Raw genomic sequence first — 17,390 nt, forward strand, 5'->3', positions numbered from 1 at the left:
TTTTTCATGAGTTTAGTTTTCGGGAGCACGAAAGTGAATTATACTTTGAATTGTATGCAGGTGAGCTGACAAGCAGTACTATTATGAATTTTTCATATAATGTTTTTTTAGTATAGGTATCCAAATGTAAAAGCATCCGTTCCTTCTATTTAAAAAGGGCCAGCTTTTTCACAAAAAAACCTGGGGGCAGTTGTTTTTTCACACAATCAGTCATGATAAAAGCCCTGCAGAACGTGACCGTTCTGCAGGGCTTTTATGGTAATCACAGTTCATCCTCGTTTGAAGCGCCTGCGGCGAGTTACTCCTGCGCTTCCTTCTGATCTTCGTCAGAGATCATCCCGGCGAACAGGGCATGGACGAACTGTCCGGAATCAAATGGCTGCAAATCCTCCATTTTCTCGCCCAGCCCAACCAGCTTCACCGGCAGATTCATTTCCTGGCGGATCGCCACAACAATTCCGCCTTTGGCGGTCCCGTCCAGCTTGGTCAACACCAGGCCGGTAACTCCACTTTTTTCACCAAAAAGCTTCGCCTGCGTCAAGGCATTCTGACCGGTAGTCGCATCCAGCACCATCAGCACCTCATGCGGGGCGCTGGGAATTTCACGCTGAATGACCCGGAAGATCTTGTTCAGCTCTTCCATCAGGTTGCTCTTGTTCTGCAGTCTTCCCGCCGTATCGCAAATCAGCACATCCACATTCCGCTGTTTGGCTGCCTGCACGGCATCGAACATTACTGCAGCCGGGTCAGAGCCCGCCTGCTGCTTAATGACGTCCACACCGGCCCGTTGGCCCCAGACCTCAAGCTGCTCAATCGCTCCGGCCCGGAAGGTATCGCCTGCGGCAAGAAGAACCTTTTTACCCTCCTGTTTGTAGCGGTGTGCCAGCTTGCCGATTGTTGTTGTCTTGCCGACACCGTTTACGCCGACGAACAGAATAACGGTGATTCCGTCCGGATTCTCTTTCAGACTGTTGTCGTCATCACCGCGCAGCAGCTCCATCAGTTTGCGGGAGAGGATCGGCTGCAGCTCCGACGCATCCTCAATCCGTTTCTGCTTCACTTCAGCCCGAAGCTCTTCAACAAGTGACATTACCGTATTTACCCCGACATCGGCACCGATCAGAATCTCTTCCAGTTCCTCATAAAACTCTTCATCTATTTTTTTACGGCGGGTGATGAGGTCGGATACCTTCTCAACGAAACCCTTGCGGGTCTTCTCCAGACCGTCGCGGAACTGTTTGGTAACCGTTTCGGTTTTACCGGAAATACTTTCTTTCAGTTTCTTAAAAAAACTCATGCTCTTCCTCCTCTTATCGTTAAGACACCAGATTCCCCGGTTCATTTCCGAAATACAATGCTTCCATTCAGGCAATCTCCGCTTCCTCATCCTCCAGCTTCACCGAGACAAGCTTCGATACGCCGCCTTCTTCCATCGTTACACCATACAGCACATCCGCTTCCTCCATCGTTCCTTTGCGGTGGGTAACCACGATAAACTGTGTCTGCTCCGAGAACTCGCGCAGATACTGGGCAAAGCGGACTACGTTCGCTTCATCCAGTGCCGCTTCCACCTCATCCAGCACACAGAAAGGCACCGGTTTGACCTGCAGGATGGCGAACAGCAGTGCCATAGCGGTCAATGCACGTTCACCGCCTGACAACAGCTGCAGATTTTGCAGTTTTTTGCCGGGAGGCTGGGCGACAATATCTATGCCTGTGTCGAGCATATGCTCGGGATCAAGCAGCATCAGGTCCGCCCGTCCGCCGCCGAACAACTTCGAGAAAACCGTGCCGAATTCACGGCGGATGGCATCAAAGGTCTGCTTGAAGCGTTTGGACATCTCTTCTTCCATCTCATGAATGACATGGTAAAGTGTTGTCTTGGCCTCGACCAGATCATCCTTCTGGCCGCTGAGGAAAGTATAACGTTCATGCACGCGCTGATACTCCTCGATGGCCCCCAGGTTCACTTCGCCAAGCGAAGATATACTGCGCTTCAGACGCTGCACCTCCATCTGTGCAGCCGGCACATCCTCGGGAACCGGATAACGCTGCTTCGCCAATTCATAACTCAGCTCATAATCATCGCTCAGTTTACGGAGAATGTTGTCCAGCTCAACATCAAGCCGTCCTACAGCTACCTCGGTGGAACGCAGCTTGTCCTCCACGGCCTTTAAAGCCTGCCGCTGGTCTTTGGTTTCACCTTCGGCGAGCTCCAGCTTACGGGTTAACGCCGCGCGTTCAGCGCGCGCCAAGTCAAGCGTACCCGCCGTCTCTTCTTTCTTCAGGCGGTAGTTGTTCAGATCTTCCTTCTGTTTAACCGCTTCGCGTGAATTCTCTTCGAGATCCTTCTCAATGGTCATAAGCAGACTGCGGCTCTGGCGTAGCTCTTTATCCTGTGATCCGGCATCTTGCCTCATGCGTCTAAGCTGTTCCTCCAGTGAGAATATCTCCTGGTCCAGCTTACCCTCACTTACCTTCATGCCGGTCAGCTTACCCTGGAGCTCTTCCTTAGCCGTTTCACTCGCCTTACGCTCCGATTCGGCATTGCGGATGGCCTCATGGGAATCCTTCTCTTCTTTCTCCAGCCGTGCAAGCTCGGCAACCGCCTGATTCCGGCTCTCGTCCAGACTGCGGACTTCACTCTCAAATCCGCTGCGCTCGGCACCCGCACCATCCACCTGCTCCTGAACATGGCGCAATTCCTGTTCGAGCTGCTTCAAATCACCGGAGACCCGTTGCTCCTCCAGACGTTTCTCGTCACCGTCATGGCGCAGCTGCTCCAGCTTCTTCGCAGCATTCTCCTGCTCCTCGCGAAGTTTGGCCATGCCTTGCTTCAGCTTGACAATCTGACGTTCGCTTTCTTCAATTTCACCGAACAGCTGGTCGAGCTGGCGTTTACGGCTCAGCAGGCTGTTGTTCTTCTTATGCTGGCTGCCCCCGGTCATCGAACCGCCGGCATTGACAACATCGCCTTCCAGCGTAACTACACGGTAACGGTATTGGCATTTGGCGGCGATCCGGTTAGCCTGTTCCAGACTTTCTGCAATCACGACATTTCCGAGCAAGCTGCCGACAATGCTTGCGTATTTGTCCTCATAACCGACCAGCTCACTGCCGATGCCAACGAAACCTTCGGCACCTTCCACCATACTGCGGTCGCTGCCGGTAATCTGCCGGGGCCGGATAACATCCAGCGGCAGAAATGTAGCCCGTCCCAGCTGGCGCTGCTTCAGGAAGGCAATCGCTTGACGGGAGACGGCTTCATTATCCATAACCACATGCTGAAGCGATGCGCCTAGCGCTGTTTCCACAGCCAGCTCCAGCCGTTCCGGCACGGAGATCAGCTCCGCTACTGCACCGTGCACACCGCTTAGCTGGCCTTTGCGCGCTCCCTTAAGGACCTCTTTGACTCCAAGCATAAATCCGTCAAAATCGTCCTGCATTTCCTTCATCGTCTCATGCCGGGAAACCTGGGCTTCACGCTTCTGTTCCCATTTACGGAGTCCGCTCTGCGTTTCCTCCAGCAGCTTCTGGCGTTTACTGGTCTGCTCGCTCTCCGTGATATAGGCGCCGCGCAGCGTTCCAATCTCTTTGCCGAGAGTGGCAATGGTATCCTTCAGACCCTTCTGCGAAGCAGACAGCTCCGCGAGCCGCGCAACCCATTTGCCGCTTTCCTCAACGCTGCGGCTCATCCGCCGCTCCAAGGCTTCCTTCTGCTGATCCGCGTAACGAATTTCGTTGCGGGCCTGGGCCATCAGGTTCATCAGCTCAAGCAAGGCGCTTTTCAGCTTCTCTTCCTTGCTCTGGCTAATCCCGCCGGCCACTCCTTCCAGCCGGGCTTCCTCATCTGCCAGTTGAGCGCGCAGCTCCTCCAGAGCCTGTCTTGACTGCTGCAGCTTATGCTCCAGCTCTGCCAGCTCGCGCTGTCTACCCTCTGAGCGTTCACCTACCGAGCCGAGTGTAAGCATCAATTGCTCGCGGTTGTTCTCCAGGTTGCGCTTGCGCTCCTTCAGCACTTCGCCGTAACCTTCACTTTTCTCGTTGGCTTCACTGTAACGAAGCAGCTGTTCCTGCAGCTGTTCTACCTGCGCCTCCAGCGTCCGAAGCTCAGAACGCCCGCTCTCCAGCTTAGCGTCATGGGCCGAAACGACAGTGGACAGCTCAAGCTGTTCTACCTGCAGCGTTTCAAGCCGGGCATTGCCTTCCTTCCAGGCGGTATGAATGCCTTCTATCTGGTGCACGTACACGGAGATTTCCAGCTGCTTCAGCTGCTCGCGCAGCTCCTTATAGCGGATAGCCTTCTCTGATTGATCCTTGAGCGGGCCTACCTGATCCTCCAGCTCGCTGATCAAATCATGAATCCGGAGCAGATTCTGCTCAGTTTCGTCCAGCTTCCGCCCCGCATCTTTTTTGCGAGATTTATACTTAACAATACCTGAGGCCTCTTCAAAAATACCGCGGCGATCCTCGGAACGCGTACTCAGAATTTCTTCAATCCGGCCTTGTCCGATAATCGAATAAGCCTCGCGTCCGATGCCGGTATCCATAAACAGCTCTGTGATATCCTTCAGCCTGCAGGCCTGCTTATTGATTAAATATTCACTTTCACCGCTGCGGTGCACACGGCGCGTTACTGTAACTTCGCTGAAATCGAGCGGCAGGACATGATCCTCATTGTCCAGCGTGAGCGACACCTCACCGTAATTCACGGCTTTGCGTGCATCACTTCCGGCAAAGATAATATCCTCCATCTTGCCGCCGCGCAGCGATTTGGCGCTCTGCTCACCGAGCACCCAGCGGATGCCGTCGGAAATATTGCTTTTACCGCTGCCGTTCGGGCCAACGACGGCCGTTATGCCGCGTACAAATTCCATTTCCGTTTTGTCGGCAAATGATTTAAAGCCCGCTAATTCAATCCGTTTCAAAAACATAACTCGCCTATCACCTCTGACCCATTATACCATAGCGTTCAACTCCTAAAATAGCTCTGATTCATGATGAACGCAAAGGCAGTGTGTGAGATATTAAATTGACACTTTTTAGAAAAAGTGATGTAGTAAGGGTGTGTTTTTAGATGGTATTATTTATCATTTGAGGTATTTTTGAGATATTCAAATTTCTAACGAAAAAGGGTGATTGCATTGGAACTGGGATCCGAGCGGCATGGGGAAATTATACGTTACCGCAGTGGCCATATCACGATAGAGGAAGATCTTATCGTTACGGAACATCCGGTCACAATCAAAATAAACGGTGATGAATTCGTTACTCTGGTATGCACGCCTGAATATATCGAGGACATGGTTATCGGTTATTTGGCATCCGAAGGAATCATTAGAGGGTTCCAGGATATCAAGGCGATTTGGAGTCAGGAAGAAGAAGGTTTCGTCCACGTAACTATAGACCACTTAAGCCCATTACACCGTCAGCTATTCGCCAAGCGATATGTAACTTCCTGTTGCGGGTCTAGCCGGCATGGCTTCGTCTACATTAATGATGCCAGAACGGCCAAAATTGCGGACGGGGTACATGTGTCACTTTCTTTCGGCGATTGTTTCCGCTTAATGGAAGAGGTGCAAACCGGATCAGAGCTGTTCCACCGCACCGGTGGCGTTCATTCTGCTGCAATTTGCGATACCGGCGGGGTGCTGCTGGCCCGCAGTGACATTGGGCGTCATAATGCACTAGACAAAATTTACGGCTACTGCCTGAAGCAACATTTGAAGCTCAATGACAAAATTGTTGTTTTCAGCGGACGGATCTCTTCGGAAATCTTATTGAAAGTAGCCAAAATAGGCTGTGAAATGATTTTGTCCAAATCTGCCCCCACCGGACTAGCACTTGAGCTGGCGGAACAGCTGGGAATCACCACCGTTGGTTTTATTCGTCAGAATTCATGTAATGTGTATACCCGTCCGGATCGTATCTCTGGCTGTCCCACTTTCCCTCCTCCATGAACCTCAAATTTCAAGCACAAAACTCACTGTTCTCTATTTTTACTTTTGTTACAATTTTTTCTAGGGGTTCGCAATTGTTATTTTTTGGTTATATGATTAATCCCCTCCAGGATAGGGAGTGATGTCAACGGAACAATTGCTGGATCGATTATATGAAGAAGAATCACTGGAAGCTCAAGAGATCATTGCTGTGCTGAGGAACCCGGACCAAAATCTAAAAAAGCGGCTTCATCACCTGGCCCATCTGAAAAGAATGGAACGTTATGGCGACCGTGTATTTTTGCGTGGGCTGATCGAGTTCTCCAATATTTGCAAACAAAACTGCCTGTATTGCGGCATACGCTCCGGCAATAAGACAGTCAGCCGCTATCGGCTCCAACCTGAAGAAATCTTGGAATGCTGCCGGGAAGGGTATGAACTGGGCTATCGTACCTTTGTTCTGCAGAGCGGAGAAGACGACTGGTACACCACTGAGAAGCTGGCCGAGCTCATTACACGCATCAAAACGCTCTATCCGGATACCGCGGTAACCCTGTCGATTGGTGAACGGGATGATGAGACGTACGCTACACTGCTCGCGGCCGGAGCTGACCGTTACTTACTGCGCCATGAGACGGCCTCCCGTAAGCTGTACCAAGCCCTGCACCCGACCATGACCTTTGACAGCCGCCGGAATCGGTTGGAGGCGCTCAAGTCCCTCGGCTATCAGGTGGGTGCAGGCTTCATGGTTGGTTTACCAGGCCAAACGCCCGGAGATTTAGCTGAAGACCTGCTGTATCTTAAGGCGCTTCAACCGGATATGATCGGCATTGGCCCTTTTTTGCCGCATCAGGCCACACCCTTAAAGGACGAGCCGGCCGGAACAGTAATAAATACACTGGATATGATTGCTCTTGCCCGGCTCTTCGTGCCGAATGCCCTAATCCCTGCTACAACAGCCATGGGAACCGCTCACCCGAACGGGCGGGAGCTGGCGTTGCAAGCAGGCGCAAATGTGGTCATGCCTAATCTCTCTCCATTGACTGTACGAGCCCAATATACGCTCTACAATAACAAAATCTGTATGGGCGACGAATCCGCCCAATGCAGATTCTGTCTTGAACAGCGGATTGAAGCTGCCGGATTCCATGTGGATATGGGCCGGGGAGATAGTCTGAATCATCTATCCCGTTCTTCTGCACAGCATGTTCCATTGTAAGGAAGCCACCGAATCAGCCTGTTGTCATCTCGAAATCGAGTTGGAAGAGTCCAAGTCTGCTTGTCAATCTATTAATGAACCCAGAAAGAAGTGGATGTTCGTGAGCCGAGTTAATGAAAGTCGTCCGGCGGATTTCATTCAGGACGAAGAGATCAAAGAAGCGCTGCGCTTTGGAGAAAATGCCGGATCAGATCGGGCCAAGGTGTCCGCAATTCTTGAGAAAGCCAGACAATGTAAAGGACTGACCTCACAAGAAGCAGCTGTCCTCTTAAATGTGGAAGATCAGGAAACACTCAATGAGATTTATCAGGTATCCAGAGCTATCAAGGAGCAGATCTACGGCAACCGGATTGTATTGTTCGCACCGCTCTATGTCAGCAACTACTGTGTCAATAATTGCGTATACTGCGGTTACAAACATTCCAATTCTGAATTCACACGCAGCCGCTTAACCTCAGATGAAATTGCCCAGGAAGTTACCGTTCTGCAGTCTCTGGGACACAAACGGCTTGTGCTGGAAGCGGGTGAGGATCCCCGCAATTGTTCCATCGAGTATATTCTCGACTGCATAAAGACCATTTACGATACGAAGCTGGACAATGGCAGTATCCGCCGGATCAATGTCAACATCGCTGCAACCACATTCGATGACTATATCAAGCTGGCTGAGGCGGGAATTGGAACTTATATTTTATTTCAGGAGACTTATCATAGACCTAGTTACAAGCAATACCATCCGCAAGGACCCAAAAGTGATTATGATTGGCATACGACCGCCATGGACAGGGCCATGAAAGCCGGTATCGAGGATGTTGGTATTGGTGTTCTGTATGGGCTCTATGATTATAAATATGAAACGATAGCTATGTTAAAACATGCCGAGCATCTGGAACAGGCCTATGGCTGCGGACCGCATACGATTTCCGTCCCCCGCCTGCGCGAAGCAGAGAATGTGAACCTGGACAATTACCCGTACTTAGTCAGCGATCCGGATTTCGCCAAAATCGTCGCCGTTCTGCGAATAGCCGTTCCCTATACAGGTATGATACTCTCTACACGCGAAGACGCTGAATTTCGGGATCAGATCATCAAACTCGGCATTTCCCAGATCAGCGCAGGCTCCGCCACAGGTGTTGGCGCATACAGTGTGAACAAAGATAAAGATGACAAACCGCAATTCATGGTCGGCGATCACCGCTCCCCTATGGAAATTATCAAAAATCTCTGCCAGGACGGGTATGTGCCGAGTTACTGCACCGCCTGTTACCGGGAAGGCCGAACGGGAGACCGTTTCATGCAGCTGGCCAAATCCGGCCAAATCCATAATGTCTGCCAGCCGAACTCCCTGATGACGTTTCAGGAATACCTGCTGGATTACGCCGATGAGGAGATGCGGGCCATTGGAGAGCAGACGATTCATGACAATCTGGAGCGCATTCCCAAGGAATCGGTCAAAAAAGCGACCTTAAAGCAACTTCAGCGTATCCATAACGGCGAACGAGATCTACGGTTTTAGGCCGCACCCAATGTACGCTGTCACAAAAAGGGGGTGTTCCAGCAGCCATCCAGATGGCTTTTGGAGCACCCCCGCTTTAATATATGCATTAATGGTTATATACCCCCTCCTCCCAGGCCAGCATTGCGGACGGAAACATTTCGATGGCTCTTGGGAATACCCCCTGCACGTAGGCAATAAATACACCATAATTCACAATCGGAACACCCGCATGTTCCGCCTCTTCAAGCCTCCCCAGCATCGCCCTGCGGTTCAACATACACGCTCCGCAGTGAATGATCAGTGAATAACCGCCGAGTCCTGCGGGGAAATCGCTGCCTGCGGCATGTTCAATTTGAAGCTGCCTGCCTGTCAGTTCCCGCAGCCAGCGGGGAATCTTCACGGAAGCAATATCATCGGATTGCCGGTGATGCGTGCAGGCTTCCGCAATGAGCACCCGGTCTCCATCCTGCAAACGACCAATAGCGCGAACCCCGCGTACAAGCTGAGGAAGATCCCCCTTGTAGCGGGCAAACAATATGGAAAAGGACGTGAGCGGGATATCCTTTGGGGTATCTGCCTGAACCTTAAGAAATGCCTGTGAATCCGTGATGACCACATTTGGCTTGCGCCCCAGCGTCTTGAGTGTGTGTCCAAGCTCCTGTTCCTTGGTGACAACAGCAACCGCATCACATTCCATGATGTCACGAATGGTCTGCTGCTGGGGCAGAATCAGTCTTCCTTTGGGTGCTGCCTTATCAATCGGCACTACCAGAACAGCCAAGTCTCCGGGATTCAGCAGGTCTCCCACTAGCCGGAACCGGTCTTCGTCCCTCGGCAGCTCCCTGACGATTGCGGCTTTTAAATCCGTGATCCCAGTATTGCTGAGAGCACTGAATAGTACCGGCTTCAAATGAAGCTGCTCTTCTACCTTTGCCTTTGCCGCCACTACAGTGTGTTCCTCACCGTTACCATGCTCTTCGAGTAAGTCTATTTTGTTCAATAGTAGAATGACCGGAATCTTCTTCACGGACAGGGTCTGTAAAAGGTTGTGCTCAAATCCGGCTACTCCGTGGACAGCATCTATCACCAGCAACGCCAGATCGGTTTTGCTCAGAACCTGATTTGTTTTGCGAATCCGCTGTTCGCCCAAACTTCCGCTATCATCCAATCCGGCGGTATCAATGAGCACTACCGGTCCCACCGGCAGCAGCTCCATCGGTTGATAGACCGGATCTGTCGTTGTCCCGCTTACGGGAGAAACAATGGATGTCTCCTGACCGCCTAAAGCGTTAATCACACTGGACTTGCCGGCATTCCGCCGTCCAAAGACTGCAATGTGCATTCGTTCTCCACGCGGGGTATTATTTAAGCTCATAACATGCGCTCCTTCGTTATCCTAGAACCTTTATAAATCTCCTAATCTTCCAGGGATGCCTGGTTTGGTAACCTCCAGCGGGTGCAGAATGGCATCGATCTGCTTTTTCGTCATCAGTCCGCGTTCCAGCAATATCTCTTTTAACGGCCGGCCCGAGGCCGCCGCAGACGTAGCCAGTTCAGCCGCGGCGTCATAACCCAGATACGTCACCGCTGCGGCAGCCATGACGCCGGAGCGTTCCAAATGCTCGAGACAATGCGCAGTATCGACTTTCAACCCACGCACGCATCGCTCATGAAAGAGCCGTACAGCCCCAGTAAGAATTTCAAGAGATTCAAGCAGAGATTCTGCGATTAAAGGGGCAAAGGCATTCAGCTCCAGCTGTCCGCTGGCCGCCGCCAAAGTGACTGCTGTATCATTGGAGATCACCTTCATAGCGACTGACCCGGCCATCTCTGCGATGACCGGGTTCATTTTACCGGGCAGGATCGAAGAACCTACCTGCATAGGCGGCAGGATGTATTCTGCAATTCCGCCGGAGGGCCCGGAATTAAGCAGCCGGAAATCGCCGGATATCTTCAGCAAGTTCACCGCAGCGGCTTTGAGCAAACCTGAGACTTCCACAAACACATCCATATTCTGTGTGCCATCCATCGGAAAATCGCTGCGGCACAGCCCCATTCCGGTTAGTTCCCGCAGCTCTTCCGCAATGGCATAAATATAAGCAAGGGAGGCATTCATTCCTGTGCCCACTGCCGTTCCTCCAAGGTTAATCTCCCGCAGCCGTTCCTCCGCCTTGTACAGCCGCCACCTGTCCCGTGCAACCGCTTTGGCATAAGCACCAAAGCTTTGTCCGGCCATGATGGGCAGTGCGTCCATGAGTTGAGTCCGTCCTAACCTTAACACATCGGCGTATTCCCGCTCCTTCTCCTGCAATGCCTCCTGAAGAGAGGCGAACTCTTCACTAAGCGAGCGAAGCAGCGGAATCATCGCAATTCGCATGGCAGTGGGATACACGTCATTGGTAGATTGATAGAGATTCACATGATCTATCGGATGGATCAGCCGGTAATCCCCTTTATGCCCACCAAGTTTCTCGATGGCCAGATTGGCTATAACCTCGTTAACGTTCATGTTCGTACTCGTTCCCGCTCCGCCCTGATACGCATCCACAATAAAGTATTTATCCATCTGGCCTTGCAGAATTTCATCGCAAGCGGATAGAATACCCGCAGCCGCCTGCTCGGAAATCCCCCCTTGCCTGCCATTCACTTTGGCTGCCGCTTTCTTCACCATTACAATGGCCCGCGTGATCCGCGGATTCACCTGCCGGCCGCTGACCGCAAAATTATCCCGCGCCCTTACCGCGTGAATTCCATAATAAGCCCCACTGGGAACCGCTTCACTCCCTAAAGCATCCGATTCCACCCGAAACGTTGGATCGTCGTCCAATTGTTTTTCACCCCCCAATTTGCGACATCAGACGCATTGTGGCCTTCTGGGGTGGCTTGGTGCCCGGTTGGTCCATCATAATATGCTGGCCAGGTTTGGCTTCCAAGGCGCGCAGGAACAATTGCTTCAGCAGCTCTGATTGAGCGATGTAAGGCCGGATGTACAGCTCTTCGTTCCAGAAGAGGCACGGCTTAACGTGGCCATTTGCTGTAATACGCAGCCGGTTACACGAATTACAGAAATGCTGGCTGACCGGATGAATCAAGCCAAATTGCCCTGGCGCACCTTGGATGCGAAAATAACGGGCAGGGCCGGAATCTGCTGCTTTTTCAGCCGGCTCATCAGTTGTCCTACCCGAGTCCGGGCCTGCTTCAAGACTAAAACCAGCCTTGGCACAACGCTCCAGTATTCCATCCAAAGGCATATATCCCGCTTTCCATCCGTTGATATCATGACCCATGGGCATATACTCAATAAAGCGTACGTGCAGCGGATATTTCTGAGTCAGCTGCAGAAAGGATTCAATTTCATCATCGTTTACACCTTTCATCAAGACCATATTCAGCTTGAGTACCTCGAAGCCAGCCTTAAAACCAGCTGCTAAAGCATGCAACACCTTGCTGACATCGCCGCCCCCAGTGATTCTGGAATAGCGTTCTGGAATTAGAGAATCCAGGCTGACGTTGAGATCTGTAAGCCCGGCATCACGCAGCTTCTGCACTTTGGGGGCGAGCAGCAGTCCATTCGTGGTCAGACCGACACGTTCGATCCCTGAGATGGCCCTTAACCTGGCCACCAGTTCTTCCAGGTTCGGACGCATCAACGGTTCTCCTCCGGTAAGACGCACCTTGGTTACCCCCATCTCAGCGAGTACCCTTACGATCCGTTCAATTTCGTCAAAGGTAAGCGGGTTACTCTCCACAGCCTTTTCTACTCTGCCCGGATTGCAATACTGACAGCCCAAGTTGCAGCGCTCAGTAACGGAGATACGTACATAATTATGTAAACGACCAAAGTGATCGACCAAGATATCGGACAAACGCTCCACCTTGCTTTCTGCGTAATAGTGACTGAATTAGAGGCGCGAAAAACCGCCGAACTGCTGCAATGACTGCGCACTGGCCAGTCTTTTCCGGGAAATGGAATCCTCAATCTGGCTTGGAACGATAAATTGGAGAGCATTTGTGGGGCATACCCGCACACATTCCGGGCCCTTGCCGCTGTCTTCACACAAATCACATTTGTTCGCAACGATTCTCTCCTTGCAGCTCCATGCACCCGAAGTATTGGAACGAAGCCCGGATTGAAGTTGCTTTTGGCCACTTTTATGTGCCGGAACCATCGTAATCGCCCCATAAGGACATACCAGCATACAGGTCTTGCAACCAATGCAGCTATCCTGATTGATGAAAATGCTGTTGTCTTTGCTCGTAATGGACCCATTAGGGCACACATTAGCACAAGGAGCATCCTCGCAATGTCTGCACTGCACCGGTGCCGTAACTTCGTCGGTCTCGACGACAGTCAACCGTGGATAGAAGTCAGCACCGCTCTCTTCCTGAAGGAACATATTATTCCCGGAATGTGCAACTACGCAGGCCACTTCACAAGTATGGCAACCTATACATTTATCGGGATCGGCAATGACAAACCCGTTCATGACATCTCCTCCTTAAGACTTCTGTCAACAAATTTGGTATGCAGCAAATGATGTGAAGTATGGCCTAACGGTTCACCTAAGAAGTCCTTATATAATTTGATAATATCTGGATTCTCATGGGATTTGCGGACCTTCTGATGAGAGTCGTGGCGGTAGACGGCACTCTTTCTGGCCTGATAAGCAATTTTCCGCTGCGTTTCCAACAGGAGCTTGGGCTGTCCGCCGCCGCTGACACAGCCTTCGGGACAAGCCATCACTTCAATGAAATGATACGGGCAGGTGCCATCTGCAACTTTTGCCAAAACAGCATCCACATATTTCAGTCCTGCAACTACTGCCACTTTGAGCTCCAAATCGCCAATCTGAACTTCTGCCGTCCGGATGCCTTCCTCTCCCCTGACAAAATCCAATTGCAGATTGGGTATCTGCTCATGGGTGATCAGTTCATACCCCGTTCGTATCGCAGCTTCCATCACACCGCCTGTGACGCCGAAGATCGAGCCTGCTCCAGAGTATTTGCCCAGCGGTGAATCAAATGGCTCGTCGGGAAGATGAATGAAATCGATGCCTTGATCCTTGATTAAGCTGGCCAGTTCCCTTGTAGTAATAACAAGATCCACTTCCCGGCAACCATCCACACTCATTTCTTCTCTGCTGCATTCAAATTTCTTACAGGTACAGGGCATAACCGCGACGCTGAAAATATCCGAAGGTGCAATTCCATCCAGCTCCGCTCCGTAGGTCTTGAACAAGGCTCCACCCATTTGCATCGGGGACTTGCAGCTGGACAAATGCTCCAGCAGCTCCGGTGCTGCCGTCTCCGCATGCTTCACCCAGGCTGGACAGCAGGAGGTGAACATTGGCAGCCGCTCTCCTGACATCACTCTGCTAATCAGCTCTGAGCCCTCTTCCATAATCGTCACGTCCGCAGCAAAATTTGTATCATAAATCCGGTCAAACTTCAGCCGTCTCAGCGCAGCCGCCATTTTCCCCGGGGTTAAAGTGCCGAAGGGCAGCCCAAACTCCTCCGCCAGAGATACTCGGATCGCAGGAGCGCACTGCACCACCTTGAACCGTTTCGGATCAGCCAGAACAGCTTTTACCTTCTGGATATCCCCTGACGAATAAGCAGCGAACAAAGGCTCACGCACGTTGGGGAGCTGTCCTCTTTCCTGTAACTTTACCGCTCGTGAGGCTGCCGTCGACTCGTTGTCCGCAGCATAAGCGGTACAAATCTGCACACACTGTCCACAAACGACGCAGCGATGAGCATCAATAGTCTGCGGGTGGCCCGGTTCGCCAATAATGGCATCTACAGGACATACAGCCGCGCAACGTCTGCAGCCGGTACATAATTGTTCGTCAATATGAATGATTGGATCCTTATACGGCATAGTGCAACCTTCTTTTCTGAATTGAAGTGGTATTACAGTCGCATAGCTGCTGCTGTCCGCGACCTGGATACACTGTTATCCGGATGAACCAGTGACAGTGCCTCTACCGGACAGACCTCTACACAAGCCGGAATGTTCCCCATAGCTCCGTCCTTATGGTCCCTGGTCTGGCATAAATCACATTTATAGGCGATCACTTTGGCGCTACGTACCATCGCACTATGCTGCCGCTCCTTTAGTTGAATCTGCGGGACTACCTTGCCGTTGCTGTATGCTTTATACAGACTGATGGCACCAAACGGACAAGCCATGGCACAGCCTTTGCAGCCTATGCAACTCTCTTCATGAATAACTATTATCCCCTCCTCCTGCCGGATCACCTGAACCGGACAGGCTTCTGCACAAGGCGCATTCTCGCACTGACGGCATTGGACCGGCAGTGTGAAGCTCTCTGTTCGAATGACATGCAGGCGGGGAATCACCGGTACCGTAACGGTACCCACAGCCGCCCCAACCCCATTGTGATCGTTATGAACTGCGAAACATGCCAGTTCACACGCCTTGCAGCCTATGCATTTGCCCGCTTCGGCAATGACAAACGGATTCGGCTGTACATTATTCATACCGGTCTCGCCTCCACATGCATCTGCGCTCTGAGCGCCTCATATTCCTGCTGAACCTGTTGTTCTGCGCGCAGTTGATCTGCAATTTTCTCAATGCGGATCGCACAATACTTGTATTCCGGGGTTTTGGATACCGGGTCCAGATAATCACCCGTCAGCTCATTGCAGGCCCCAATCCAGAAATGGTAGGTCATATAGGTGGCCCCGGTTTTAACACGGTTGCTGATCTGTGCCCGGGCTAACACTCTGCCACGGCGGGATACAACATGTACAAGCTGGCCGTCTTCAATCCCTAAGCTTGATCCGTCCGCCGGGCTCATCTGGATGAAACCAGGCTCATCCGACAGTTGACTGAGGGCACGGCAGTTGCCGGTCATCGTCCGAACCGAATAATGCCCTACCTCACGCACTGTGGACAAGGACAACGGATATTCTTGATCCGGCTGTTCCAGCGGTGCCCTCCATTCACAGGCAAACAGCTGTCCTTTGCCGCTGGAAGTGGTAAACCGGTTCCCTTCATATAAATACGGTGTGCCCGGATGATCTTCTGACGGACAAGGCCACTGAACACTGCCCTGTTCTTCCATCTTCCGATAACTGGCTCCGGCAAACGACGGGGAGAGCCCCCTCATTTCATCCCATATTTCTTCCGTGTTCCGGTAGGACATCGGGTATCCCATCGCCGTGGCAAGCTCGCTGATAATTTGCCAATCGGGCTTTACTTCACCGGGAGGCTCGATGGCCTTTCTGATCCGTTGGAATCCACGGTCGGCTGAAGAGTAGACCCCATCATGCTCACCCCAGGAGGTGGCCGGCAAAATCACATCGGCATGCAGGGCTGTCTTGTTCATGAAGATGTCCTGGACTATTACAAATTCTAATTTATCCAGCGTCTCTCTCACTTCTGAGGCATTCGGATCGCTCTGCACCGGATCTTCGCCAAAAATATAATAGGCCTTCACCTTGTCTTCCTTTAGAACGAGATGAGGAATTTCGGTAATCCGATACCCGACTTTGCGAGGCAAAGCCACTCCCCAGGCCTTTTCAAATTTTTTACGGATCTTGTCATCCGTAACAGACTGGTATCCCGGATAGACATTTGGCAATGCCCCCATATCGCAGGAACCCTGTACATTATTTTGGCCGCGGACCGGACCAATCCCGACGGCAGGTCTGCCAAAGTTGCCGGTCAGAAGCGCCAGTGAGGCCAGACCCTTTACAACGTCCACGGCTTGGGCAAATTGACATACCCCCATACCGTACAGGATCATCGCCTTGTTCGCACTCGCATATTGCCGCATTACTTTGCGGATCTCAGCCGCTTGCACACCTGTAATGCTCTCCGCATATTCAGGTGTATATTTCTGTACACTGGCTTTATATTCCGCAAAACCTTCTACATATTTCTCAACATACTGCTTGTCGTATAACTCCTCAGCAATTAACACATGACCAAAGGCATTGACAAGCGCCATGTTCGTTCCGCCTTTAAGGGGCAGCCAAGTATCTGCAATGCGGGCCGACTCCGTCTTGCGGGGATCGGTTACGATGATCGTTGCGCCCTTCTGCTTCGCACTAACAATTCTTCTCGCCACAATGGGATGGGTAACCGCTGCATTGTATCCAAAAATAAACAACAGATCCGTGTCCTCAATTTCAGGAATTGAATTGGACATTGCGCCATCCCCTAGCGAATAGGTAAGCCCAGCTACGGACGGCCCGTGACATACCCTAGCGCAATGGTCAACATTATTGGTTCCGATAACAGCGCGCATAAATTTTTGCATGACATAATTGGCTTCATTTCCCGGGCCACGGGCTGAACCGGTTCCCATGATTGCATCCGGTCCATACTTTTCCTTGATTGCTGTTAGTTTCTCGGCTGTATACTGAATGGCTTCTTCCCAGGATACCTCTGCCAGTGTCCCTGCTTTACGAATCATCGGCTTGCGGATACGGGCGGTAAGAATCTGCGGATCATTCAGAAAATCCCATCCATAATGACCCTTAAGGCACAGATTCCCTTCGTTCGTTCTTCCATCCGCTGGTTCAGCGCCTACGATTTTCCCCTCCTCAACAAGTAAATTCATCTGACAACCACTTCCGCAATACGGACATACAGTCAGCACTTTATTCTCCATAGTTCCTCACCACTCCTTGTGATTTTTTGCACAATTATAGCAACACAAAAATAAGCCAATACAAGGTATAATCAGAAATACACAATGTA

General features: G+C 51.5%; 12 protein-coding genes. 3 read left to right on the forward strand and 9 right to left on the reverse strand.

Going from position 1 to position 17,390, the window contains the following annotated elements; translation table 11 throughout:
- Positions 1 to 298 precede the first annotated feature (298 nt).
- Together ftsY and smc are read right to left on the reverse strand one after the other, a co-directional pair.
- Positions 299 to 1,297: a signal recognition particle-docking protein FtsY gene (gene ftsY, locus AC3WT9_RS07005; RefSeq protein ID WP_341092808.1), complete on the reverse strand. Its 999-nt coding sequence runs from the start codon at positions 1,295 to 1,297 to the stop codon at positions 299 to 301.
- A gap of 67 nt (positions 1,298 to 1,364) precedes the next feature.
- Complete coding sequence (gene smc / locus AC3WT9_RS07010; protein ID WP_341378441.1) at positions 1,365 to 4,934, reverse strand: chromosome segregation protein SMC; 3,570 nt, start codon at positions 4,932 to 4,934, stop codon at positions 1,365 to 1,367.
- A 216-nt stretch (positions 4,935 to 5,150) separates the two neighbouring features.
- Here smc and fdhD point away from each other — a divergent pair, with 216 nt between their 5' ends.
- From fdhD to hydG, 3 genes are all read left to right on the forward strand, one after another.
- Positions 5,151 to 5,960, forward strand: coding sequence for a formate dehydrogenase accessory sulfurtransferase FdhD (gene fdhD / locus AC3WT9_RS07015; RefSeq protein WP_341380366.1), 810 nt, complete (start codon positions 5,151 to 5,153; stop codon positions 5,958 to 5,960).
- A 121-nt stretch (positions 5,961 to 6,081) separates the two neighbouring features.
- Positions 6,082 to 7,158: a [FeFe] hydrogenase H-cluster radical SAM maturase HydE gene (gene hydE / locus AC3WT9_RS07020; protein WP_341378439.1), complete on the forward strand. Its 1,077-nt coding sequence runs from the start codon at positions 6,082 to 6,084 to the stop codon at positions 7,156 to 7,158.
- A 100-nt stretch (positions 7,159 to 7,258) separates the two neighbouring features.
- Positions 7,259 to 8,674 (forward strand): [FeFe] hydrogenase H-cluster radical SAM maturase HydG, encoded by a 1,416-nt coding sequence (gene hydG / locus AC3WT9_RS07025; protein ID WP_341378438.1) that lies wholly within the window; start codon positions 7,259 to 7,261, stop codon positions 8,672 to 8,674.
- Positions 8,675 to 8,762: 88 nt separating this feature from the next.
- Here the strand turns inward: hydG and hydF are convergent, their stop codons facing one another.
- Genes hydF through fdhF form a run of 7 tightly spaced genes read right to left on the reverse strand, consistent with a single transcriptional unit; the run spans position 8,763 to position 17,301 of the window.
- Positions 8,763 to 10,031 carry a [FeFe] hydrogenase H-cluster maturation GTPase HydF gene (gene hydF / locus AC3WT9_RS07030; protein ID WP_341092802.1) on the reverse strand — a complete coding sequence of 423 codons (1,269 nt, stop codon included), beginning with the start codon at positions 10,029 to 10,031 and terminating at the stop codon, positions 8,763 to 8,765.
- A gap of 30 nt (positions 10,032 to 10,061) precedes the next feature.
- A complete protein-coding gene (locus tag AC3WT9_RS07035; protein ID WP_341378437.1) occupies positions 10,062 to 11,483 on the reverse strand; it encodes an aspartate ammonia-lyase in 1,422 nt (473 codons plus the stop codon).
- A 7-nt stretch (positions 11,484 to 11,490) separates the two neighbouring features.
- Positions 11,491 to 12,522 carry a GTP 3',8-cyclase MoaA gene (gene moaA / locus AC3WT9_RS07040; RefSeq protein WP_341378436.1) on the reverse strand — a complete coding sequence of 344 codons (1,032 nt, stop codon included), beginning with the start codon at positions 12,520 to 12,522 and terminating at the stop codon, positions 11,491 to 11,493.
- A 36-nt stretch (positions 12,523 to 12,558) separates the two neighbouring features.
- Complete coding sequence (locus tag AC3WT9_RS07045) at positions 12,559 to 13,143, reverse strand: 4Fe-4S dicluster domain-containing protein (protein ID WP_341378435.1); 585 nt, start codon at positions 13,141 to 13,143, stop codon at positions 12,559 to 12,561.
- Positions 13,140 to 14,537: a [FeFe] hydrogenase, group A gene (locus AC3WT9_RS07050; protein ID WP_341378434.1), complete on the reverse strand. Its 1,398-nt coding sequence runs from the start codon at positions 14,535 to 14,537 to the stop codon at positions 13,140 to 13,142. Before AC3WT9_RS07050 ends, AC3WT9_RS07045 begins: the two co-directional genes overlap by 4 nt.
- A gap of 32 nt (positions 14,538 to 14,569) precedes the next feature.
- The gene (locus AC3WT9_RS07055; protein ID WP_341092794.1) at positions 14,570 to 15,160 is read right to left on the reverse strand and encodes a 4Fe-4S dicluster domain-containing protein; all 591 of its coding nucleotides are present in this window, start codon (positions 15,158 to 15,160) and stop codon (positions 14,570 to 14,572) included.
- Entirely contained in the window at positions 15,157 to 17,301 is a 2,145-nt protein-coding gene (gene fdhF / locus AC3WT9_RS07060; protein ID WP_341092793.1) for a formate dehydrogenase subunit alpha, read from the reverse strand. The genes AC3WT9_RS07055 and fdhF overlap by 4 nt, the downstream gene beginning before the upstream one ends.
- Positions 17,302 to 17,390 lie beyond the last annotated feature (89 nt).

This window comes from Paenibacillus sp. EB106-06-01-XG199 (assembly GCF_058791575.1).

What these genes read in the sequence shown, in the direction of transcription:
- hydE (WP_341378439.1), top strand. Translation starts at nt 6,082, where the DNA reads ATGTCAACGGAACAATTGCTGGATCGATTATATGAAGAAGAATCACTG.
- AC3WT9_RS07055 (WP_341092794.1), bottom strand. Translation starts at nt 15,160, where the DNA reads ATGAATAATGTACAGCCGAATCCGTTTGTCATTGCCGAAGCGGGCAAA.
- smc (WP_341378441.1), bottom strand. Translation starts at nt 4,934, where the DNA reads ATGTTTTTGAAACGGATTGAATTAGCGGGCTTTAAATCATTTGCCGAC.
- AC3WT9_RS07050 (WP_341378434.1), bottom strand. Translation starts at nt 14,537, where the DNA reads ATGCCGTATAAGGATCCAATCATTCATATTGACGAACAATTATGTACC.
- AC3WT9_RS07045 (WP_341378435.1), bottom strand. Translation starts at nt 13,143, where the DNA reads ATGAACGGGTTTGTCATTGCCGATCCCGATAAATGTATAGGTTGCCAT.
- hydF (WP_341092802.1), bottom strand. Translation starts at nt 10,031, where the DNA reads ATGAGCTTAAATAATACCCCGCGTGGAGAACGAATGCACATTGCAGTC.
- ftsY (WP_341092808.1), bottom strand. Translation starts at nt 1,297, where the DNA reads ATGAGTTTTTTTAAGAAACTGAAAGAAAGTATTTCCGGTAAAACCGAA.
- fdhF (WP_341092793.1), bottom strand. Translation starts at nt 17,301, where the DNA reads ATGGAGAATAAAGTGCTGACTGTATGTCCGTATTGCGGAAGTGGTTGT.